Below are 21,640 nucleotides of genomic sequence, written 5' to 3' on the forward strand. Positions count from 1 at the left end.
CAGAAGCGCTCCGGAACGGCCTGAAGGCGTAGCCTGACAGGCCTCAATGGCGGGATCTTTCGCCGGATGGCAGGGAAAGGAACCGAGACGGCGAACCGCAGGCCTTATCCGGCAGCGTCTCCTGCGGAAAGGCGGTCTGATGGCAAACAGGCCGGTGCGTCGTCTCTACAGATTGACGAGCTCCACCTCCGCATGATGCAGCGGCTGCCCCAGAAAGATGCTGGCCGTACGCACGAAGCGGTTGCAGTTGTCCGTGGTCATGAAGCGCCGTTCCCCCACGACGCCGGGCTCCGCCTGTCGGGCCAGTCCCAGCCGGCGCAGCTCGCTATCGACCGCCTCGGCCGTGGTGGCCGCCGAATCCACGATGTGCACCGTCTCGCCGACCACCTGCTGCAGCACGTCGGCAAACAGCGGGAAATGCGTGCAGCCCAGCACGAGCGTATCCGGCCTGGGCGCGGTCACCAGCGGCTGGAAAAGATCGTCCAGATAGCGGTGTGCCGTGCCTTCGGCCACCGGGCCGGTCAGCCAGCCCTCCTCGGCCAGGGAGACGAAGAGCGTGCACGGCCGCCCCAGCACCGACGCATCAGGCAGCAGGCGGGTGATGGCCTTCTGGTACGCGCCGTCGGCGATGGTGGCTTCCGTCCCGATGACGGCGATGTGGCGGTTACGCGTCGCGGCCACGGCGGCCCGCGCTCCCGGCTCGACCACGCCCAGCACCGGCAGCGGGGCGAAATGTTCGCGCAGCGTCGTCAGGGCGGCGCTGGTGGCGGTATTGCAGGCGACGACAAGCATCTTGACGCCGCAGTCCACGAGCTTCTGCGCGGCCTTGAGCGTGTAACGGATGATGGTCTCCCGGCTCTTGGTGCCGTAAGGCAGGCGGGCCGTATCGCCAAGATAGAGCAGGTTCTCCTGCGGCAGGCGCGTGCTGATGGCCCGCAGGACGGTCAGGCCGCCGATGCCGGAATCAAAAAGCCCGATGGGCAGGGAAGTTGTTGAAGGGGCCGTTGCCGCGGTAAGATGCGATGCCATGTCCTGTCCTTGAGCATTTTCAGGCTGAAACGCCTTGCGTTTCAAATCGACGGCCTGCCGTTGCGCGGAAAAACGCGGTCTGTCCGCTCACGCCGGGCCGGACGGCGCTCTGCCGCCGCCTCGCGTTTCGCCCTTTTCAACGGCAAAACGCCCTTGCGTCATGTGCGCGGCAGCCGGCTGCCGCATCAAAAGCCCTCAGCCTGCCCGACGTGGGGCCGCGGCGGAGGGCATGGGAGAAAAAGCGCCCGCCTCCCTTGCGGAGGCGGGCACTCGGCGGGGTCAGCGCGCTCCCTTGGGGAAGAGCACCACCCCCACGGTCTTGAAGATGATGTGGATGTCCAGCAGGATGGACATGTTCTTGACATAATAGAGATCGTATTCCAGCTTGCGGCGCGAATCCTCTTCCGAAGCGCCGTAGGGATAGCAGACCTGCGCCCAGCCCGTGAGGCCCGGCTTTACCGTATGCCGCAGGCTGTAATAGGGGATGTGCTCCTTGAGCTGCGTCACGAAGGCCATGCGTTCCGGACGCGGCCCGATGAAGCTCATGTCGCCCTTGAGGATGTTCCAGATCTGCGGCAGCTCGTCGATGCGCACCTTGCGGATGAACTTGCCTACACGGGTGACGCGGCTGTCGTTGGCGCTGGCCCAGACCGCGCCGTCCTTCTCCGCATCCGTCCGCATGGAGCGGAACTTGTAGACGGTGAACTCCCGCTCATGCAGCCCCACCCGGTCCTGCCGGTAGATGACCGGCCCGGGCGACTCCAGCCGGATGAGCAGGGCCGTCAGGGCCATCACCGGCGCGGCGGGCACCAGCAGCACCAGAGAGATCAGCACGTCGAAGGCCCGCTTGAGCCGCCGCAGGGAGCCGCGGGTATTCAGCGAGAAGCCCTCGGTCTGCAGCAGCCACTCGTCGTTGATCTGCGAGATGGGCAGACGCTGCACCACATGCTCGTAAAACGAGCGGATATCCACCACCATGCGGCCGCGCAGCTTGGCTTCCAGCAGATCGTGCGCGATGTCGTCGTCGATGGGGGCGTCCGGCAGCAGCAGGATGGTCGTTGCCCGGCGCTCGCGGGCGATGTTCAGCACCTCATACGGCGGCCCGAGGCAGGGGCCGGCGTCCGGGTCCATGTCCGGCTCGCCCACATAACCGATGATGCGCGCCGTGGGCAGGCCTTCGGACAAAAGCTGCCGCACCTTGCCCGCGCGGTCCACCCCCACGAGCAGCACCCGCATCTGAAAGGTGAGCTTGTCCGTATTGCGGTAGTAGAACAGACGCCAGCCCAGACAGAGCAGCATGGACAGCAGGAAGAGCAGTCCGGTGCTCGGCCGGTCGAAGCGCCAGTGATCGAAGACGTAGGACGATGTCGCGGAAGAGATGATGGCCAGCACCCCCGCCAGAAGCACCCGCACCACGCTGTCCCGGAAATCCTCGTTGCCCACGCTGTAGGCATCCAGGATATAGAAGAACAGCATGTAGAAGAAGATGGTGAACAGGGATGCGCCGGTATAGTCGTCAAAAACGCTCAGCTCCGGGTCGATGGCAAGCACGCCGACCACGCCCAGCGCCACGAGGATGCAGAGCAGGTCCATGCATTGCAGCAAGGCCATGCGGTAACGACTGACCATGATGACTCCTTGTTAACGGATCTCGTCCAGACGCGCGGACGGCTGCGGTATGCGCATGTCGTCCAGGATGCGGCGGGCGACCACGGTGGCGTCGAACTCGTCGCAGGCCAGCTGCCGCCCCTTCTGTCCCATGACGGCGATATCCTGCGGATGCAGGAGGAAATGCTCCATGCTCTCGGCCAGGGAGGCCGCATCGCGCAGACGGCACAGCCGCCCGTTGACCCCGTCGGTCACCACTTCGCGGCAGCCGGGGACGTCCGTCACCACGGCGGGACGCCCCATGCTCATGCCTTCCATGATGGCCGTGGGCGTGCCCTCGCGCCAGGACGGCAGCACGAGCACATGAGCGTCGGCCAGATGCGGACGCACGTCGGTGGCCTGCCCCAGATAGGTGATGCCGCAGCGGTCTTCCCACTGGCGGACGAGGCGTTCGCTCACGCTGCCCACGCCCTGCTCGGCCGGGCCCAGCAGACGGAACTCCGCCGCGGGATATTTGCTCTTGAGCAGGCGGGCCGCCGCGGCGTATTCCCGCAGGCCCTTGGCCTCAAGCAGGCGCGCCACCAGCAGGAAGACGATACGGCGCTCCTCGGGCGGCGTGTCCTCGGCGGGCAGGGGCGGCAGGGGCGCTTCGGCAAAGTGGCGCGTGTCCACGCCGGTGCCGCGGGCCATGAGCACGCGAGCGCGCGGCCCGAGGATGCCCGACTCGCGGAAGATGGCCAGATCGTCCCTGTTCTGGAAAAAGACGCCTTCCACGTTTTTCAGGGCGTTGCGGTAGAGGGAGACGCTCAGCTTGTTCACGCAGCGCTTGAAGCGGCTGTCGGCCTCAAAGGCGTAACCCAGTCCGGTGATGGTGGCGTAGATGTGCTCCACCCCGGCGAGCTTGGCGGCCATACAGCCGTAGATGACCGGCTTGATGGTCGTGGCGAAGAGCATGTCCGGCTTTTCCAGCAGGAAAGTCTTGTACAGGGAAGCGAAGGTGGCGGCGTCCCACAGGGGATTGAGGCCCTTGCGGTCCAGCGGATAGTTGACGACCCTCAGGGCCGGGGCCTTCGGAAAGCCGGGCGCATCCGGCGGACAGGCCCCCAGCGCGGCAAGGCGGCCTTCCGTGGCCACGTCCCCCGCCGGCACCATGCAGATCACTTCATGCCCAGCTCCCCGCATGCGGCGCATGAGCACGCTCCAGAAATTGGCTACGGAACGGGCCTGATTACCAAGCACAACAATTTTCATGAGCAATCCCCTGGGCCTGTATTCAGGCGCTTTTTTTCAGGGTATACCAGCAAGGCCCCCGGCTGAAAAGAGAAAACCGGCCCATTCCTCCCGGAAGTTTTGACAGCCGTTACGCTCCATCGTAAACTGTCGCCTCGCCGGGAGCCCCTTTCGTATCCCGGCAATAACAAGGAAGTACGATATGCTGACGTGGAACGCTCTCTGTAATGATATGAAGGCGCGCCCCTCCCGCTGGCTCGTGACCGGCGTGGCGGGCTTCATCGGCTCCAACCTGCTGGAGCATCTCCTGAAACTGGGCCAGACCGTGGTCGGTCTGGACAACTTCCTCACCGGCTATCAGAAAAATCTGGATATGGTACGCGAGGCCGTCGGGCCGGAACTGTGGAGCCGCTTCCATTTCGTGGAAGGCGACATCCGCGATCTCGACACCTGCCGGAAGGTCTGCGAAGGCGTGGAGCATGTGCTCCACGAGGCGGCGCTCGGTTCGGTGCCCCGCTCCATCGACGACCCGCTGCTCTCCAACAGCTGCAACATCGACGGACAGCTCAACATGCTGATCGCGGCCCGTGACGCGGGCGTGAAAAGCTTCGTCTACGCCGCTTCCTCCTCGACCTATGGCGATTCGCCCGAACTGCCCAAGGTGGAAGACAAGATCGGCAGCCCGCTCTCGCCCTATGCCGTCACCAAGTACGTCAACGAGCTCTATGCCGACGTCTTCGCCCGCTGCTACGGCTTCACCACCATCGGCCTGCGCTACTTCAACGTCTTCGGCCAGCGGCAGGACCCTTACGGCGCGTACGCCGCGGTCATCCCGCAGTGGTTCGCCAGTCTGATCAAGGGAGAGACCGTCTACGTCAACGGCGACGGCGAGACCAGCCGCGACTTCTGCTACATCGACAACGTGGTGCAGGCCAATCTGCTGGCGAGCTTCGCCGGGGACGAGGCCCGCAACAAGATCTACAATGTGGCCTTTGGCCAGCGTACGACGCTCAATGAGCTCTTTGTCCTTATCCGGGAGGAGGTCGCCCGCCACAAGCCGGAAGCCGTGAGCGCTCAGGCGGTGCACCGGGATTTCCGGGCCGGGGACGTGCGCCACTCCCTTGCCGACATCAGCCGCGCCGGCACCCTGCTGGGCTATGCTCCGCAGGTGGACGTCCGCCAGGGCCTGCGTCTGGCCGGGGACTGGTACGCCGCCAATCTGTAGACGCCGCCTTCCGCCCGCCGGACATCCCGGCGCCGTCTGGATGCCCCCCTCCCGGCCCCGCCGCCGGGAGGGCACGCTTTGCCTGCCCCCGCCGCAGCCGCTCATTGGGAGAATGCCGTGAAACGTCTTCTGTTCTGGTTTGTCCTCATCGTCCTGCTGCTGGCAGCGGCGGGAGCCTTTGTGCTGACCCGGGTCGATACCGGCTTCGTGGCCTCGACCATCTCCGATGCGGTCAAGACGGCCACGGGCGCGCCGGTGACCTTCACCGACCCGCCGCGCCTCTCGCTTTTCCCGCTGGGCGTGGACTTCGGCAGGCTGGCCTGGCAGCGGGAGCAGCCCGACAAGAGCCTTTCCGTCAGCGCCGCCGGCGGGCATGCGCGCGTAGCCTTTTCTCCGCTGCTGTCCGGCGATGTCGTTGTGGAGGAGCTCACGCTCCGGGAGCCCGCGCTGTCCATCGCGCTGCACGAGCCCCCGGCCGGGATGCCGCCGGCGACGGACGCCGCCCCCGCCGCGCCTGCGCCCGCCGCCGCGGAAGCCGCCGTCCCTTCGGATGCGCTGCCGCTTGAACTGGGACAGGTGCGGGTGGAAAAGGCCCGCATCAGCCTGACCAATGCCGCGGGCGACCGCCTCGCCATCGACGATCTGCATCTCAGCCTGCACAATGTCCGCCGTCATGCGGACATGCTGCTGGACACCGGCTTTTCCTACGCCCTCTCGCTGGGCGGACGGAACATCTCCGGCAGCTTCGCCCTCAAGACGACGGTGCGCTACTATGCGCCCAATCTCACCATCCGCGACCTGCAGCTTGGCCTGACCCCGCAAACCGGCCCTCTGCCGGCCGCGCTCGGCCCGCTGGCCCTGCAGGGCGAGGCCGCGCTGAATTTCGCCACCCGGAAACTCCGGCTCCAGAATATGGCCCTGGCCTGCGCGTCCAGCCATGCCGAGCTTTCGGGCGAGGCCGACCTTACCTCCCTGAGCTTTGCCGGCGCGTTGTCGCTGGCCACGGCCCCGCGCAGCCTGGCCGCCCTCTGGAGCATCCGGCTGCCGCAGCAGGGAGAAGACAGGCTGGAGCTCTCCACGGGCCTGGAATGCTCGCCTGACCGTCTGGCGCTGCGCCAGCTGAAGGCCGCTCAGGGCAAGACGCGTCTTGAAGGGACCCTGAACGTCCTCCTGCGCCCCGAGCCCGACATACGGGGCTCCCTGCACCTTGGCGATGTGATCGTCGAGCATTACCTGCCGGAAAAGGCCGCCTCCGCGGCGGCCCCGGCCACGCCGCCCGCCGCCGGCAAAAAGACGGAGCGCGTGACCTCGCAGCCGGCCCCCGTCTTTCCGACGTTGGATCTCAGCCTGAGCGTCGACAGCCTGCGGTATAAGGAAATGGGCGCGCAGGGCCTGCATCTGCGCCTGCGGGGAGAAAAGGGGCGCTACCGCCTGCAGGATCTCCGCTGCCGCCTTGCCGGCGGCGACATCGCCGGGCAGGGGAGCGCCGATCTGCCGCAAAAGCGGTACGGCCTGAACCTCAAGGCGGACAACGTGGACATCGGCGGCCTTACGCATATGCTGGGCAAGGGACGCCCGGCCGAGGGCAAGGCCTCGCTCACCGCGGACCTGAGCGCCGCGGGCGAGACCAGCGAAAAGCTGCTGGCCTCGCTGGACGGCAAGGGAGCGCTGGAAGTGCGCGACCTGCACCTGCAGGCGCTTTCCGCCCTGCCGCGCGACATACCGGGCGTGAGCGGCGCCATCCCCAACCGGATCGCCCGCGTGCAGGTCCCCTTCACCGCCCGACAGGGGGAAGTGACGTCAAAGCCCATCGTGGCCAGCGCAGACGGCCTCAACGCCAATGGACAGGCCACGGCCAGCCTGCCGCGCAAGCATCTGCACGCCACGGCCGACGTCCGTACCCTGGGGCTGACCATCCCGGTCATCATCGACGGCCCGTTCGACAAGCTTTCGTATACGGTCGATCCCCGCTTCCTCGCCCGCATGGCCACGGGCCTGCCCGGCGCGCTGCTGGAAGGCGGCGCGCAGGCCGGCAAGACCGCCGGCCAGACGGCCAGGGACGCCGGCAGCGCCATCGACAAGACCGTCCGTGGCGCGGGCGGGCTGGTGCGGGGCCTCCTGGGCAGATAGACAATATGCTCGAAGAAGGCTAAAGATTTTTCTTCTCCGGGCGTTATAAATAGGTATGGCATTTTTCCGGAAATCCTTCCGGGCAGGTAAACCCGGCTTGCCGCCGGCGCTGGTGGGACTGTATGTATCTTCTGATAGGCCTCATCGTCGTTTTCTCCTCCGTGATTGTGGGCTATACTATTGCGCACGGGGAATGGTCCGTCCTCTTTCAGCCCGCCGAACTCATCATCATCCTTGGCTGCGGCTTGGGCGCCTTCTTTGGCTCGCAGACAAAGTACACCTTCAAACTCATCACCAAGAGTCTGAAGAATCTCTTTTCCGACCCCGGTTCCAGCAAGGATCGCTATCTGGATACCCTGGCGCTCCTTTACACGCTCTTCACCAAGATGCATCGTGAAGGCGTGATCAGCGTGGAAAGCGACGTGGAAAAGCCGGAATCGAGCCCCATTTTCAGCAAGTATCCCGGCATTTCCAAAAATACGACCCTTGTCAACTTCATCGGGGATACGCTGCGCGTTTACCTGACCACCGGCGACCCGGCCGACATCAACAGCCTCATGGATGTGGACATGCGCACCATGCAGGGTGAAGGTCTGCTGCCGGCCCACGCCATCACGCATATGGCCGAATCCATGCCTGGTATGGGTATTGTGGCCTGCGTGCTCGGCGTCGTGCTCGCCATGGGCAACATCAACGAACCGCCGGAAGTGCTCGGCCACTACATCGCCGCGGCCCTCGTGGGTACCTTCATCGGTATTCTTTCCTGCTACGGTCTGTTCGGCCCCATGGGTTCCAAGCTGGAGAACTACGTTTCCGAAGAGCATTTCTATTTCAATGCCGTCAAGGAAGCCGTCTCCGCCGCCATCCGTGGCGCTACGCCGCTCATTGCCGTGGAATATGGCCGCCGCGCCGTTCCCTATCCCTTCCGTCCCCGCTTCGCGGAAATGGAAGAACGTCTGCGCAGCGCTTAAGCCCGCGCACGGAAGGCGAGTCTTTTAAGGAGGATGTATGGCTGGTGCATGGAAAGTTGCCTACGCGGACTTTGTGACCGCCATGATGGCCTTTTTTCTGCTCCTGTGGGTGCTGAGCACGGTTTCGCCGGAAACCAAGGCCGGCCTTGCCGCCTACTTCAAGGGGGAGTTGCAGTACGATTCCAGCGCCACGTCGCCGGTCTCCAACAACCCCTTCCTGCAGAATACGGCGCGTATCAGCACGGATTCGCTCCGCATCTCGGAGAATGAAAAATCCCATATCGCTATTGCGCAAAAACTGCAGCAGATGCTCATGGCCGACGCCATCCCGCAAAGCGCGTCGGGCATCAGCGCCGATGATGTGGGCGTACAGCTGCGCGTCAATTCGGACGCCATGTTCCAGCCCGGTTCGGCGGCGCTTTCTCCGCAGGGGATGAAGGTGCTCGGCAGCGTGATAAAGATCCTGCGCGAGTATAATCTTTATCTTGTGGTACGCGGCCATGCGGACTCCGCCGAAGCTCAGCCCAATTATCCTTCGGGCTGGGAACTTTCCGGAGCTCGTGCCGCATCCGCCCTGCATTACCTCACCGGCGAAGGCAAAATCAAGCCGACCATCCTGCGCGGGGTCTGTTACGGGGATACTCGTCCGTACAAGCCCGGCATCGACGAGGCCAGCAGGGCTGCCAACCGGCGCGTGGAGTTCGTTTTCCACCGTCCCGAGGTCATGAGCTACAGCGTCGTCTACTAGTTGCGCCGGCGCACGATCCGGCGTAAGATGATTCCGTTGGGCATGGAGGGCATCATGCCCGCGGATATCCCGCTCCGCGGGAAGAAGAGGCAAGGCCGATATCATCGGCCTTGCCTCTCTTCTTTCCGTCGTCCAGCCCCTTGCTCCTTGCCGCTTATCGACCTTTGCCGGGACACGACGTGCCGTCAGTATTCAGCTCTGACAGCCCCTGCCCTACCATCCTCTCGTTCGTCACTGTTGCCGCAACGGCCGGTTTGCGCCGGCACCGCTGATCCCTCCGGCAGGACGACGCCGGGCACAAAAAAAGCCCGCTCTCTGACGAGAACGGGCTCGAAAAAGTCGATACGTTGCGCGCTCAGGACATTTGTTTGAAACGCTCTAAACGGCAAAGGAGAACATGGAACCGGACACGCCGGCCGAAACGCCGTACCCCGCGCCACCGGCCATGCCGGAGTACGCCCGGGTGGCACGCTGCGGGCTGACGCCGGACCAAAGGCTCTCCGCGCCGCCGGCACGCTGCGACTGACTGCCGCTGCTGCTGTAGGCGGCAAAGAGGCCGTCAGACGTCATCCGCCACGAGCTGCCGTCCCCGGAAGGAGAGGCCGCACGGGACATCTCACCGGCAGAGGGGAAGCCCAGACTGGCGCTTTCGTAGGCCTGAGCGGCCTGCCGCCGGGAAGTGCGTTCCGTCTCTATGCCCTCAGGGGCAGCATTGGCCCGGTTGCCCGAGGCAGCGGCCATGCCGGACTGCGCGGCCAGCCCCACATTGGGCCCCGCCGCCAGACTGCTGGTAAGCGGATCCACATTGGTCTGCAGGCTGCCGTCAGCCGCACCGGTCTCCTCGCCGTCCTTCTTTTCCTCGCGGGCATCCACGCGGGCTTCGGCTTCCATCTGGGCGGCCTGAGCGGCCACCTGCATATCCTGAGCCGAAGGATCACCGGGGGCAAGCGCGGCCCGCCGTACCTGCTGCGCCTTTTCTTCGGACGCTTCCGGGTCGTCGGGCACGGAGGACGTGTCGATGTTGACGTGTCCACCGATGGCGTAACGACGCCCGTCCGGTCCGGTCTGATAGGTATACTGCGCGCCGCCGACGGCATGCTGCCCGGCTGCGGCCATATGCGCCCGCTCGTGCGCGCGCACTTCCGCATCCCGCTGCTTCAGTTCCTTAAGCTGCTGTTCGGCCTCAGGGGAAAGCTGGACGCTGTCGCCAAACTGCTCGGCAAAACTCCCGCCCTGCTGTGCGGCGTCCTTTTCTTTTGCCGCCCCGGACTGACCGTAGGCAGCCTGCCCTCGGACTGACGTCTGGGATGCCTGCCGGAAAAAGTCAACGCTGGCCGCCGGGTTCATCCCGCCGATCCCACCGACGCCACCAACAGGTTCAGCATTCTGTGACATACGCTCCTGCCTTTTCGTTAGCGCATTTTCCCTTTCAAGCGCGTTGCGCTCCAGGCCATACGGCCAGGCGTTTCGAGGAAAAAACGCGTTTTTCCGCTCACTTTGGGCCAGGTGGCCTGTGCCGCCGTCTCGCGTTTCGCATTTTATACTGGCAAGACGCCCTAAAGGGAATCATTCCTCATAACTATACTCGACCTGCCGCCTTTACGCAAGTCTTTCGCGGACTTCCTGCCGCGCCAGGGCGGCGCGAAGACGCGGCAGGAAGCGCGTGCCGACCAGCAGCAGCAAGAGAGCCACGCACGGCGCTCCTGTCAACGCCAGAAAGGCCATGTTGTAACCGTATGTTGCCGCCACGAGCCCCCCCCAGGTGGCGCTGAAGGCCGCGCCGATGCCCTGCATCGTCATCACCATGCCCAGACCGAGGTTGATGTGCCCGCTGCCGCGCAGCAGCAGGGCGACCAGCCCCGGCGTCACCACGCCCATGATGCCGGCCCCCACGCCATCCAGGATCTGCACGGGCACGATATTCCACGGGCTGTGCCAGAATCCGGCAATGAGGCCGCGTATGGGCAGGGCGATCAGGGCACAGAGCAGGGCCGGGCCGTAGCCCCGGCGCGGGGCGAGCCAGGCGGCCCAGAGCGCGGTCAGGATCATGATGCACTGGGCCACCAGCACGGTACATGCCGTATACACGGCGGCATTCACGCCAAAATGGGCCACGGCGGACTGTCCGAGCAGCGGCAGCATGGCGGCATTGCCCAGATGGAAGAACAACATGATCCCGCCGGTGCAGAGCAGCGCCTTGTCGCCAAACAGCAAACTCAGACGCGAGGGGGCCGGGCCCGCGCCGAGCTCCCCGCCCTTGGCGAGGATATTCCTTTCCAGCCCGCGTGCCGCGGCGTAGTCGATGTGCTGGGGGCGAATCCTCCGCACGGCCAGCAGCGAAAGCATGCCCATGCCCGCCATGACCAGCAGCACGCCGTCAATGCCGAAAAGCCAGCCTACCGCACCGCCCAGCATCCCGCTGGCGGCATTGCCCACGTGATTCCACGCCTCGTTGCGGCCCAGCCGGGCAGGCAGTCCCGCCTGTCCCACGAGCCCCAGACTCAGCGCGCTGATGAGCGGCGCCACGGCCGCCGCCAGCAGGCCCTGCGTGATCTGGCTGGCTCCGGCCACCAGCGGCAGAGGAGACAGGAAGACGGCCACGGCGGCCAGTACGATGCCCAGGACCACCACGGCCAGCAGAGGCCGCTTGTTGCGCGTGGCGTCCACAAGCGCCCCCATCGGCGAGGCTGCCGCCACGCCCATGAGGCCGCCCAGCGTCATCACATAGCCGATGGCGTCGGGCGTCCAGCCGTGACTTTGCAGGTATACGCCGAAAAAGGGGCCGAGCCCGTCCCGGACATCGGCCAGCGCAAAACAGAGGAGGGAAAGGGCGGCCAGCGACTGCGACCGCGAGGCATCGTTCATGGTGTGACTCCCTGGGGCAGGGGGCTCTCGAGGGGCATTCTTGCCAGTACCGATTGAAAGCGCTATCAAGGGGACTCTCAACGTGCGGGCCGCTGCCCGCAGGAGGTCATATGCCATCCCCCGTCAGCGCCGGCGTGCGCCGCGCCCTGCCCATTGTTCTTGGCTACGTGCCCGTAGGTTTCGCCTTTGGCGTGCTCGCCGTCAAGAGCCAGATACCGCCCTCGCTGGCGGTGCTCATGTCCGTGCTGCTCTTTGCCGGCTCGGGACAGTTCGTGGTCGCCGGTCTCTGGGGGGCGGGCGTCGGTGCGGCCTCGGTGGTGGTGGCGGTCTTTGTGGTCAACCTGCGGCATCTGCTCATGTCCGCGGCGCTGGCGGAATATCTCGCCCCGCTCAAACGCTGGCAGCGCTTCCTTTTCGGCTGCGAGCTCACGGATGAGACCTTCGGCGTGCATATCGGCGCATTCCAGAAAGGCTGGCAGCTCGCGGCGGCGACCCTGTATTCCTGCAACATCACGGCGCATGCCGCCTGGGTCGGCGGCACGGTACTGGGCGTCTTTTGCGGCGAACTGGTGACGGATGTCCGCCCGCTGGGTCTTGACTATGCCCTCACCGCCATGTTCCTCGCCCTGCTGGTGCCGCAGTGCGTGAGCCGCCTGCATGTGGCGGTCGCCCTGCTGGCCGGCGTGCTTTCCCTTGGCTTCAAGATCGCCGGCATGGGCCAGTGGAACGTGGTCATGGCCACCGTCCTGGCCGCCTGCGCCGGAACCTGCCTGCTTGCCCGGCAAAACCGGCGTCCACAGGGGGAACGCGCATGAATTTCCTTGCTCAGCATGCGGAACTCGTCTGGTGCATCATCGGCTGCATGCTGGTGACCGCCATCCCGCGCGTCCTGCCGGTCATGTATCTTCGGGCGGAGAAACTGCCGCCCCTGCTCCGGCACTGGCTTTCCTTCGTGCCCGTTTCCGTGATGGCGGCCCTGCTCGCTTCGCAGATCTTCTATTATAACGACAAGTTCGACCCCACCCCGGGGAACCTCTACCTTGTGGCCGCCCTGCCTTCGCTGCTGGTGGCCTGGAAAACCAAAAGCTTTTTCGGCACCATCATCTTCGCCATGCTGCTGGTGGCCGGAGCGCGCTTTTTCGGGCTGTACTGATGGCCGACATCCCGTCTCCGCCCTCCCTGCGGCGTCGCCGCGACCGCTCCGCCGTCCACCCCCCGGCCCGTGAGAACGCGGCGCTCTATCTGCGCCTGCCGGCCGAACAAACGGCACTGTTCCGTTTTTTGCTGGAAGCCTATGAGAACGTGGCCTATTTCACCGTCCTCGACCGCAGGGAAGCCTTGATCAAGGTCGTCTTCTCGCCGCACATGCGGGAACAGGCGGAAGCCGCCCTTGCCGATATCGCCCGCAGCGTGCAGCTTGAACATCCGCCCTTCCAGACGGGCGAAAACGCCTGAACCTGTCGGGGCGTCCATTTTTGTCCTTTTTCCTTTCCTCGCAGGTTTGCCGCTGCCTCTTCCCGCCGGACGGCCCGCAGGACTTCACAGAAAAAACGCAGGCCCACGGCCCGCGTCGCCCTTTACCTTGCGCCCGCTTCAGGCTATGTGAACGGCACGCGCAACTGATTGGGCGCATCCCGTTCTGGACAGGCCCGACGGGCCCTTTACCCCAAAAGGAGACATCATGGCGGACATTCTGATCATCGGCGCCGGGGGCGTCGGCAGCGTTGTGGCGCACAAGGTGGCGCAGGCAGCCAAGGCTGAAGGCGTTTTCGGCAAGATCACCCTTGCCAGCCGTACCAAGTCGCGGTGCGACGACATCGCCGCATCGGTGAAGAACCGTTTCGGCGTGGACATCGCCACGGCGAAGGTGGATGCCGACAACGTGCCCGAGCTGTGCAGCCTCATCCGTGAAGTCAAGCCGGAAGTGGTCTGCAACATCGCCCTGCCCTATCAGGATCTGCATGTCATGGATGCCTGCCTCGAATGCGGCGTCCACTACATGGACACGGCCAATTACGAGCCGCTGGATACGGCGAAGTTCGAATACAAATGGCAGTGGGCCTATCAGGACCGTTTCCGTGAGGCGGGGCTGACGGCTCTGCTCGGTTCCGGCTTCGACCCCGGCGTGACCAACGTCTTCGCGGCCTGGGTCATGAAGCACAAGCTGGACGAAGTGCATGTGCTGGACATCATCGACTGCAACGCGGGCGACCACGGCCAGCCCTTCGCCACCAACTTCAACCCGGAGATCAACATCCGCGAAGTGACCGCGCGCGGCCGCTACTGGGAACGCGGCGAATGGGTGGAGACCGACCCGCTGGCCTGGAGCATGACCTACGATTTCCCGGACAACATCGGGCCGAAAAAGTGCTTCCTCATGTATCATGAGGAGCTGGAATCCCTCGTGCAGAACCTCAAGGGCATCAAGCGCGCCCGCTTCTGGATGACCTTCTCCGAGAACTACCTGAACCACCTCAAGGTGCTGGGCAATGTGGGCATGACCCGCATCGACCCCGTGAACTACAACGGCATGGACATCGTGCCCATCCAGTTCCTGAGCAAGCTTTTGCCCGACCCGGCCTCCCTCGGCCCGCTGACCAAGGGCAAGACCTGCATCGGCGACGTCATGCGCGGCGTCAAGGACGGCAAGGAAAAGGCCGTCTACATCTACAACATCTGCGATCATGAGGAATGCTACCGGGAAGTGGGCTCGCAGGCCATTTCCTACACCACCGGCGTGCCCGCCATGATCGGCGCCAAGATGATCGTCACCGGTCAGTGGCGCAAGCCCGGCGTCTGGAACATGGAACAGTTCGACCCCGATCCTTTCATGGCCGACCTCAACGTCTACGGCCTGCCCTGGCAGTGCGTGGACGTGGACTAGACCTTAACGCTGTCCGTTGCTGATTTTGGGGGGAAGGGAAACCCCTCGCTCTGCTGTCGATGCCTGTAAGGCTCCTGCGTCGCCTAACAGGCACGGCCCTGCGGGCCGCCTTTCGGTCGCCGCCGGCGCGGGAGGGGGTTTCCCCTCCCCCAAGCCCCCCATCCTTTCCCCAGCGCGCTTTTGGCAGGGGAAAGGCGAAGTTCGGTGTAAGCATTCATCAAAAGGCAGGCGGGCATGTCGGCTCGTTTTCTTTACCCCTTACCATGGCTGAAATTTTGCACAGACATGCCCGAGGGCCTGCCGCCGGTATCGTCAACTGAGGGAGGGGCGTTGCGCCTCTCCCTTTTTCCGACCTTTTTTCCTTTCGAGCACAGCACATGAACCATCTGCTTCCCCTGCTTGACCCGGCCCGTGTCCCCTCCCCCTGCTTCGTGCTGGACGAGGCCCGCCTGCTGGCCAATGCCGCCATCCTGAACAGCGTGCAGGAACGCACGCATGCCCGCATCCTGCTGGCCCTCAAGGGCTATGCCGCCTGGGCCACCTTCCCGCTGCTCAGCCGTGACGCCGCCAGGGGCGGGCACGGGCCGCTGTACGGCACCTGCGCAAGCTCCGTGGACGAGGCCCGCCTCGGCCGGGAGGAATTCGGCGGCGAGGTCCACGCCTTTGCCGCCGGCTGGTCGGATGCGGACATGGACGAGCTCCTGCCGCTGGCCGATCACATCGTCTTCAACTCGCTGGCCCAGTGGGAACATTTCCGGCCGCGCATCGCGGCCTACCGCCGGCAAAGCGGCCGCGCCATCGAGTGCGGCCTGCGCGTCAATCCCGAACATTCCGAGGGGGCGGTGGCCATCTACAATCCCTGTTCGCCGGGCTCGCGCCTCGGCATCCGGCCGCGCCACATGCCCGACCGCCTGCCGGACGGCATCTCCGGCCTGCATTTCCACACCCTCTGCGAGCAGGGCGCGGACGCGCTGGAGCGCACGCTGCAGGCCGTGGAACGCCACTTCGGCCCGCTGCTTGCCCAGTGCCGCTGGATCAACTTCGGCGGCGGCCACCACATCACCCGTGCGGATTATGACGTGGACCTGCTCTGCCGCTGCATCGAGCATATGGAGCGTACCTACGACGCGCGGATCTATCTGGAACCCGGCGAAGCCGTGGCCCTGAATGCGGGCTGGATGACGGCCACGGTGCTGGATGTGGTGGAGGCGGACATGCCCATCGCCATCCTGGACACCTCCGCCGCCTGCCACATGCCCGACGTGCTGGAGATGCCCTACCGGCCCCGCGTGCTGGCGCGGGAAGCGGACGGGCTCGCGCAGGCGGGCGAAGCCGGGGAAAAGAGCTGGACCTGCCGTCTGGCGGGCAAGTCCTGTCTGGCGGGCGACGTCATCGGCGAATACAGCTTTGCCGCGCCGCTTGCCGTGGGCCAACGCCTCATCTTCTGCGACATGGCCATTTACAGCATGGTCAAGACCACCACCTTCAACGGCCTGCGCCTGCCCGGCATCGGCCTGCTCCGGCCTGACGGTGAGTTCCGTCTGCTGCACGCCTTCGGCTACGAGGACTTCCGCAACCGCCTGTCCTGATCCCTGTCAGGACGACATCCAGCGCAGGTTAGGGCATTTTGCCTTTGAAAAAGGCAAAATGTGAGGCGGCGGTACAACGCCGTCCGGCCAAAAGTACGTCGTAATATCGCGTCCATTTCGACAAGCAGGCTGCCCTTTTCCCTGAGTGGGTATACGTTTATGCGTATGCCCACTCTTTCAATACCGTCTGGATAGAGTGTTTTGCCGTTAGAGCATTTTTTAATCCGGCAAAACCTGAACATATTCTTTTGGGAAATTAAATGAAGAGAACAGCTCTAAAATTATTCGCATTTTTGATATATGCATTTACATTTTTCATGATATGCACTCGTTCAATCCTTCCGATCCCCACAGAAGGAGAAATAGTGCTTGAGGCATTCTCCTGGCTGTTCATATACATCATATTAGCTGTGGCATGCTCTGCAATTTCCGTACAAAAACTAACCAATTCAAATATTTTTTTCCGCAGGCTGATATACATTATTGCCAGTGCATCAATCGTGACTGCCTGCATGTTTTCTTATCAGTGCTATACATGGCACGGGTCTATAAAAAATTACTTACAACATCATGTGAAGTGGTTTGGTTCAGAGTGAAAAAAATTTCAGGCTATTTTATCCATGTTCACAATAACCACATGGGGAGCCTGTCCAGGTAGCGCCTTTAGCGATTTTTCCGCGAAACGCCAGGCCGTATGGTTTGGAACGCGAAGCGTTTCAAACGGATAATGCGCTAAGAAAACGTCGCCACTACCCGGCCCTGCTTGAGGGAGACCCGGCCCAGCGGCAGGTCTTGCCACCAGAGCGCGGCCTCCCGGCCTTCCAGCTCGGTCCGGCGGCTCTGGCCGCTCAAAAGGGCCGTCAGATCGTCGGGGCTGTCCAGCACGAGGGCCGTCCCGGCGTCGGGGCGGCGCGGCAGCAGGGCCCGCAGGCGTGGCGCGGGATGCAGACGCCCGCCCGCGAACTTGCCCAGCAGCGCCCCCTGCCAGATCATGTCCGGCGGCAGCAGGCGGGCGGCATCCTCCGGCAGGAAACGCACCTGATCCCCGTAGAGCATGACCCGGCCCGGCGGCAGCAGGGCGGGATCGCAGCACGGCCCGGCCAGGGCCTCGCGGGGCAGTTCCTGTCCGGGCTGTTCCCGTTTTGCGGGGTTCTTGCCGCCCCGGCGGGAGGAACGGGCGTCGGACGGCTCCGGAAGCGGCGCCGGCACGCTCTCCACGACGCCGTACGGCTTGCGGAACAGGGCCACATAGAAACCCTGCGCGGCGGAACGCTGTCCGTCCACGCGCAACGTGCCCTCGCCGCCCGGCAGCTCCTCCCAGACAAAGCCCGGAAAGGGCGTCAACGCCAGACGTTCAAGGCCAAGCTCCTCTTCGGCAAAGCGTACCTGCTCCTCGTTTTCCGCCACGTTGGTGGTGCAGGTGGAATAGACCAGCTTCCCGCCCGGAGCCAGCAGGGCGGATGCCTGCCGCAGCAGAAGACGTTGCAGACCGACGAGGGGCTGGACTTTTTCGCCCTGCCAGAGCTCCATGACGCGGGGATGCTTTTCCACCGTGCCCCAGCCGGAACAGGGCGGGTCAAGCTGGATGGCCTCCCAGCTGCCGGGACGGAGCGGCAGGGCCTGCCCCTCATAGGTGCAGGTGCTCACGGACAGCAGATTGCAGGCGTGCATGTTGGCCCGCAGCGTGGCAAGGCGGGCGCGGGAAGGCTCATTGCCCAGCACGAAACCGTTTTTGCCCACCAGCTGGGCCAGAAAGCCCGTCTTGCTGCCGGGGCTGGCGCAGACGTCCAGCACGCTGCTCCCCTCCTCGGGGGCAAGGGCCAGCGGCGGCAGCATGGACGAACGGTCCTGGATGTAGATGTAGCCGAAAAAGGCGGCCAGCGACGCGCCCAGCGGGCGCGGTTCATCCAGCAGGCGGCGGCAAAAGGGGGAAAAGGGCTCCGGCTCGAAGCGGTAGCCCTGGGCCTGCAGCAGGGCCTCCACGCGCGGCGTCTCCTCCGGGGAGCACAGCAGGCGAAAGGAGCGCCCGGCCGTCGTGGGGGCAGGGGTTTCCGAAGTCTTCATGCCGTGTGCATAGCCTCTCCACCGCCGGGGGGCAAGTCTTTTGCGCCGCCACGGCCATGTTGCGCCCCGGTCAAAGTACGGCTATAGTTTGGCGTCCGGCCGCTCTGGCCGGCAATCCGGCGCCGCGAGACGCGGCATCGTTTCTTTTCAAGGAGACAATGAATGAAATTCGCCATGCGACTGGCCTTGATGGCCTGCCTGATGCTGTTTGCCGGCCTTCAGGCGACGGCGGCCCAGGCCGCTCAGAAGTCCTTCGTGCTGTTGCCCTTCACGGTCAACGCGCCGCAGAGCTACAGCTACCTGTCCAAGGCCCTGCCGTCCTCCCTGCTGGGCAAGCTCAACCGCCCCGGCGTGGCGCAGGGGAGCGTGGGTTCGGCCAAGGCCACCTCGGCCGCTCAGGCCAAAAAAGCCCTCGGCGGTGCGGATTACGCCATCTGGGGCGAGGTGAACATCGTCGGCAATGACGGCACCATCACCCTGCACAGCGTGGACAAGGCGGGCAAGCAGTGGAGCAAGACCAGCTCCGGCCCGGTGAGCGGCCTCAACAGCACCGCGCAGCAGCTGGCCAATGCCCTTGCCTCGGAAGTCCTGGGCATGGGCGGCGCGGCCGGCGGGCGTGCGGCGTCCGGCGGCCGCAGCAGCGACATCATCGTCAACGAGACCGGCCAGAATCAGGCCTATCTCAATCCGCAGTTCCGCTATCAGGGAGCCGGCGCAAGCGACGGCTCGCGCCTGCGCTCGCAGCGCATCCCCGAAGCCATGGTGGACATGGCCGTGGCCGACTTCAACGGCGACGGTCAGAACGAGGTCGCCATCCTGACCGACCACAAGCTCATGATGTTCAAGTGGGGGCGTGACGGCAAGCTCAACCCCCTGCAGGAGATCACCATCAACCGCACCAATGCCAACTTCTCCATGCGGGCCATGGATCTCAACCGGGACGGCGCGCAGGACCTGGTCATCGCCACCTACGACGAAAACGACAATCGCCCCTACTCCTACTTCTATTCCTTCAAGGGCAACCGCCTCAAGGAATGCAGCAAGCGCATCCCCTACTTTGCCAGCGTGATGAAGCTTCCGCCCAACTTCGCCCCCACCCTGGTGGGTCAGGGCTGGGATTCGGTCAATCTCTTTGGCCGCGGCGTCTATGCTCTGCAGAAGAGCGGCGACAGCTACAGCCCCGGTCAGCGCATCAATCTGCCCGAAGGCGCCAACGTCTTCAACTGCGCCTGGATCCCGGGCGGCCGCGGCAACAAGAGCGATCAGCTCATCATGCTGACGCCGGAAGAACGCATCAAGGTCTTCCAGGGCAACGGCAATACGCTCATCCACACCACCATGGAACGCTTCTCCGGTTCCGCGGCGGGGATGGATCATTACAAGGGCATGCCCGGCCTCGGCGTGGACAAGACCTATCAGCTCCCCAGCCGCTACTATGCGCCCATGCGCCTCATCGTGGCCGATATCGGCAATACCGGCGAGAACTGCCTGATCATCAACAAGCCCATCTCCACGGCTTCGCAGTTCTTCGACCGCTACCGCTTCTTCCCCCAGGGCGAGATCCATGCCCTGTTCTGGGACGGCGTGGGCCTCGCCCTCAAGTGGAAGACCCGCCGCATCCGCGGTTCCGTGGCGCAGGCCGACCTGGCCGACGTGAACAACGACGGCATCATCGACCTTGTGGTGGGCCTCAACTCCTCGCCCTCGCTGGGCGTGGGCGGCCGCCAGTGCATCATCACGGCCTATCCGCTGGACGTCACCAAGATGGACCCCAATACCCCGGCGGACATGAGCGACTTTGAGATCAACCCCAACAACTAAGCCTTTCCGCCGCCCGGGAGCAGCTTTCCGGGCGGCTTTTTTCATTGGGGCGGCTTCCCCGGAAGCCCGCCCATGACGGCGGACAACACCTTTTTTGCACTCAAGATGCCGGAAGACATTCCGGTCAAACTGCGGGAGGCATCGTGCGTATACTGGTCATTGGTTCCGGCGGCAGGGAACATGCGCTTGTCTGGAAACTCGGGCAGAGCCCGTCGGTCACGGAGATCCTCGTCGCTCCGGGCAATGGCGGCACGGCGGCCGAGGGGGCGCGCAACGTGCCCGTGGCGGCCGACGACATGGACGGCCTGGTGGAGCTGGCCCGTCGCGAAAAAGTGGACCTTGTGGTGCCGGGGCCGGAACTGCCGCTGACGCTCGGCATCGTGGACCGCATGCGGGAGGCGGGCATCCCCTGTTTCGGCCCGGACGCCTACTGCGCCCGGCTGGAAGGCAGCAAGGCCTTCGCCAAGGACATCATGCGCCGCGCGGGCGTGCCCACCGCCGCCTGCGAGATCTTTACCGATGCGGACAAGGCCCGCGCCTATGTGGAAGCCAAGGGCGCGCCTCTGGTCATCAAGGCCGACGGGCTGGCGGCGGGCAAGGGCGTGGTGGTGGCCCGCACCACCGAGGAAGCCCTCGAAGCCGTGGAAGACATCATGCGCCGCCGAGCCTTCGGCGCTGCCGGGGATCAGGTGGTCATCGAGGAATGCCTCATAGGGGAAGAGGCCTCCTTCCTCTGCTTCTGCGACGGCAAGACGGCCATCCCCCTGCCGTCCGCGCAGGATCACAAGGCCGTCTTTGACGGCGACAAGGGCCCCAATACCGGCGGCATGGGCGCGTACAGCCCGGCCCCGGTGCTGCCCGACGCCGAAGCCCAGCGCATGGCCGATCTGGTGGCCCGGCCCATCCTGCGCGAACTGGCCGCTGACGGACATCCCTTCGTGGGCATCCTCTATGCCGGCCTCATGATGACCGCCGACGGGCCGCGCGTGCTGGAATACAACACCCGTTTCGGCGATCCCGAATGTCAGCCGCTGCTCATGCGCCTGGAAGGCGATCTGCCCTCGGTCATGCTGGCCTGCGTGGAAGGCCGGCTCGATCCCGCGAGCCTTTCCTACACCCCGCGCACGGCGCTGGGGGTGGTGGTGGCCGCCAAGGGCTATCCCGGCTCCTATCCCAAGGGCATGCCCATTGCCGGACTGGACGAAGCGGATGCCCTGCCCGGCGTCAAGGTCTTCCACAGCGGCACCAGTCTCAAGGACGGAAAGATCGTCTCCAACGGCGGCCGCGTGCTCTGCGTCACCGCGCTCGGGGACACGCTGGCCGAGGCCCGCGACGCCGCCTACGCGGCCCTGAAAAAGATCGCCATGCCGGACAGCCAGTACCGCAGCGACATCGGTCAGAAGGGCATCGACCGGCTGGCGGGCAAGGCCGGGGCATAAGGCCCGGCACGCCCTGACCGCGCCGCTGGCGCACAGG

At 64.8% G+C, this 21,640-nt stretch carries 18 protein-coding genes; 11 read left to right on the forward strand and 7 right to left on the reverse strand.

Annotation, left to right across the window (positions count from 1 at the left end; all coding sequences use genetic code 11):
* Positions 1-165 precede the first annotated feature (165 nt).
* From murI to Q0K12_RS01010, 3 genes are all read right to left on the reverse strand, one after another.
* Positions 166-1,029 carry a glutamate racemase gene (gene murI / locus Q0K12_RS01000; RefSeq protein ID WP_297259590.1) on the reverse strand — a complete coding sequence of 288 codons (864 nt, stop codon included), beginning with the start codon at positions 1,027-1,029 and terminating at the stop codon, positions 166-168.
* Between the two features lie 279 nt (positions 1,030-1,308).
* Positions 1,309-2,658: a sugar transferase gene (locus tag Q0K12_RS01005; protein ID WP_297259592.1), complete on the reverse strand. Its 1,350-nt coding sequence runs from the start codon at positions 2,656-2,658 to the stop codon at positions 1,309-1,311.
* Positions 2,659-2,670: 12 nt separating this feature from the next.
* Positions 2,671-3,888 carry a glycosyltransferase family 4 protein gene (locus tag Q0K12_RS01010; RefSeq protein WP_297259594.1) on the reverse strand — a complete coding sequence of 406 codons (1,218 nt, stop codon included), beginning with the start codon at positions 3,886-3,888 and terminating at the stop codon, positions 2,671-2,673.
* A 181-nt stretch (positions 3,889-4,069) separates the two neighbouring features.
* Here Q0K12_RS01010 and Q0K12_RS01015 point away from each other — a divergent pair, with 181 nt between their 5' ends.
* From Q0K12_RS01015 to Q0K12_RS01030, 4 genes are all read left to right on the forward strand, one after another.
* Positions 4,070-5,092: an SDR family oxidoreductase gene (locus tag Q0K12_RS01015; RefSeq protein ID WP_297259596.1), complete on the forward strand. Its 1,023-nt coding sequence runs from the start codon at positions 4,070-4,072 to the stop codon at positions 5,090-5,092.
* Positions 5,093-5,209: 117 nt separating this feature from the next.
* Entirely contained in the window at positions 5,210-7,222 is a 2,013-nt protein-coding gene (locus Q0K12_RS01020) for an AsmA family protein (protein ID WP_297259598.1), read from the forward strand.
* A 122-nt stretch (positions 7,223-7,344) separates the two neighbouring features.
* Complete coding sequence (gene motA, locus Q0K12_RS01025; RefSeq protein ID WP_297259599.1) at positions 7,345-8,193, forward strand: flagellar motor stator protein MotA; 849 nt, start codon at positions 7,345-7,347, stop codon at positions 8,191-8,193.
* A gap of 37 nt (positions 8,194-8,230) precedes the next feature.
* The gene (locus tag Q0K12_RS01030) at positions 8,231-8,941 is read left to right on the forward strand and encodes a flagellar motor protein MotB (RefSeq protein ID WP_297259601.1); all 711 of its coding nucleotides are present in this window, start codon (positions 8,231-8,233) and stop codon (positions 8,939-8,941) included.
* Positions 8,942-9,319: 378 nt separating this feature from the next.
* Here the strand turns inward: Q0K12_RS01030 and Q0K12_RS01035 are convergent, their stop codons facing one another.
* Positions 9,320-10,336, reverse strand: coding sequence for a putative metalloprotease CJM1_0395 family protein (locus tag Q0K12_RS01035; protein ID WP_297259602.1), 1,017 nt, complete (start codon positions 10,334-10,336; stop codon positions 9,320-9,322).
* A gap of 204 nt (positions 10,337-10,540) precedes the next feature.
* Positions 10,541-11,806 (reverse strand): MFS transporter, encoded by a 1,266-nt coding sequence (locus tag Q0K12_RS01040; protein ID WP_297259604.1) that lies wholly within the window; start codon positions 11,804-11,806, stop codon positions 10,541-10,543.
* Between the two features lie 110 nt (positions 11,807-11,916).
* Between Q0K12_RS01040 and Q0K12_RS01045 the strand changes: the two genes are divergently transcribed.
* The 5 genes from Q0K12_RS01045 to nspC all read left to right on the forward strand — a co-directional run bounded on the left by Q0K12_RS01045 (position 11,917) and on the right by nspC (position 16,279).
* On the forward strand, positions 11,917-12,621 hold the full coding sequence (locus Q0K12_RS01045; RefSeq protein WP_297259605.1) for an AzlC family ABC transporter permease: 705 nt from the start codon (positions 11,917-11,919) through the stop codon (positions 12,619-12,621).
* Positions 12,618-12,959, forward strand: a complete 342-nt coding sequence (locus Q0K12_RS01050; protein ID WP_297259607.1) for an AzlD domain-containing protein — start codon at positions 12,618-12,620, stop codon at positions 12,957-12,959. The genes Q0K12_RS01045 and Q0K12_RS01050 overlap by 4 nt, the downstream gene beginning before the upstream one ends.
* The gene (locus tag Q0K12_RS01055) at positions 12,959-13,261 is read left to right on the forward strand and encodes a DUF4911 domain-containing protein (protein ID WP_297259609.1); all 303 of its coding nucleotides are present in this window, start codon (positions 12,959-12,961) and stop codon (positions 13,259-13,261) included. The genes Q0K12_RS01050 and Q0K12_RS01055 overlap by 1 nt, the downstream gene beginning before the upstream one ends.
* Positions 13,262-13,487: 226 nt before the next feature.
* Positions 13,488-14,690, forward strand: a complete 1,203-nt coding sequence (locus Q0K12_RS01060; protein ID WP_297226772.1) for a saccharopine dehydrogenase family protein — start codon at positions 13,488-13,490, stop codon at positions 14,688-14,690.
* A gap of 377 nt (positions 14,691-15,067) precedes the next feature.
* Entirely contained in the window at positions 15,068-16,279 is a 1,212-nt protein-coding gene (gene nspC / locus Q0K12_RS01065; RefSeq protein WP_297259611.1) for a carboxynorspermidine decarboxylase, read from the forward strand.
* Between the two features lie 256 nt (positions 16,280-16,535).
* Here the strand turns inward: nspC and Q0K12_RS01070 are convergent, their stop codons facing one another.
* Positions 16,536-16,793, reverse strand: coding sequence for a hypothetical protein (locus tag Q0K12_RS01070; protein WP_297259613.1), 258 nt, complete (start codon positions 16,791-16,793; stop codon positions 16,536-16,538).
* 218 nt (positions 16,794-17,011) lie between these two features.
* A complete protein-coding gene (locus tag Q0K12_RS01075; protein WP_297259614.1) occupies positions 17,012-18,343 on the reverse strand; it encodes an RsmB/NOP family class I SAM-dependent RNA methyltransferase in 1,332 nt (443 codons plus the stop codon).
* Positions 18,344-18,505: 162 nt separating this feature from the next.
* On the opposite strand from Q0K12_RS01075, the gene Q0K12_RS01080 reads away from it, so the two are divergent.
* Both Q0K12_RS01080 and purD read left to right on the forward strand, forming a co-directional pair.
* A complete protein-coding gene (locus Q0K12_RS01080) occupies positions 18,506-20,164 on the forward strand; it encodes a VCBS repeat-containing protein (RefSeq protein ID WP_297259616.1) in 1,659 nt (552 codons plus the stop codon).
* 143 nt (positions 20,165-20,307) lie between these two features.
* A complete protein-coding gene (gene purD, locus Q0K12_RS01085) occupies positions 20,308-21,603 on the forward strand; it encodes a phosphoribosylamine--glycine ligase (RefSeq protein ID WP_297259618.1) in 1,296 nt (431 codons plus the stop codon).
* Positions 21,604-21,640 lie beyond the last annotated feature (37 nt).

Origin of the sequence: uncultured Desulfovibrio sp. (assembly GCF_944324525.1) — a bacterium.
Classification (GTDB): domain Bacteria; phylum Desulfobacterota; class Desulfovibrionia; order Desulfovibrionales; family Desulfovibrionaceae; genus Desulfovibrio.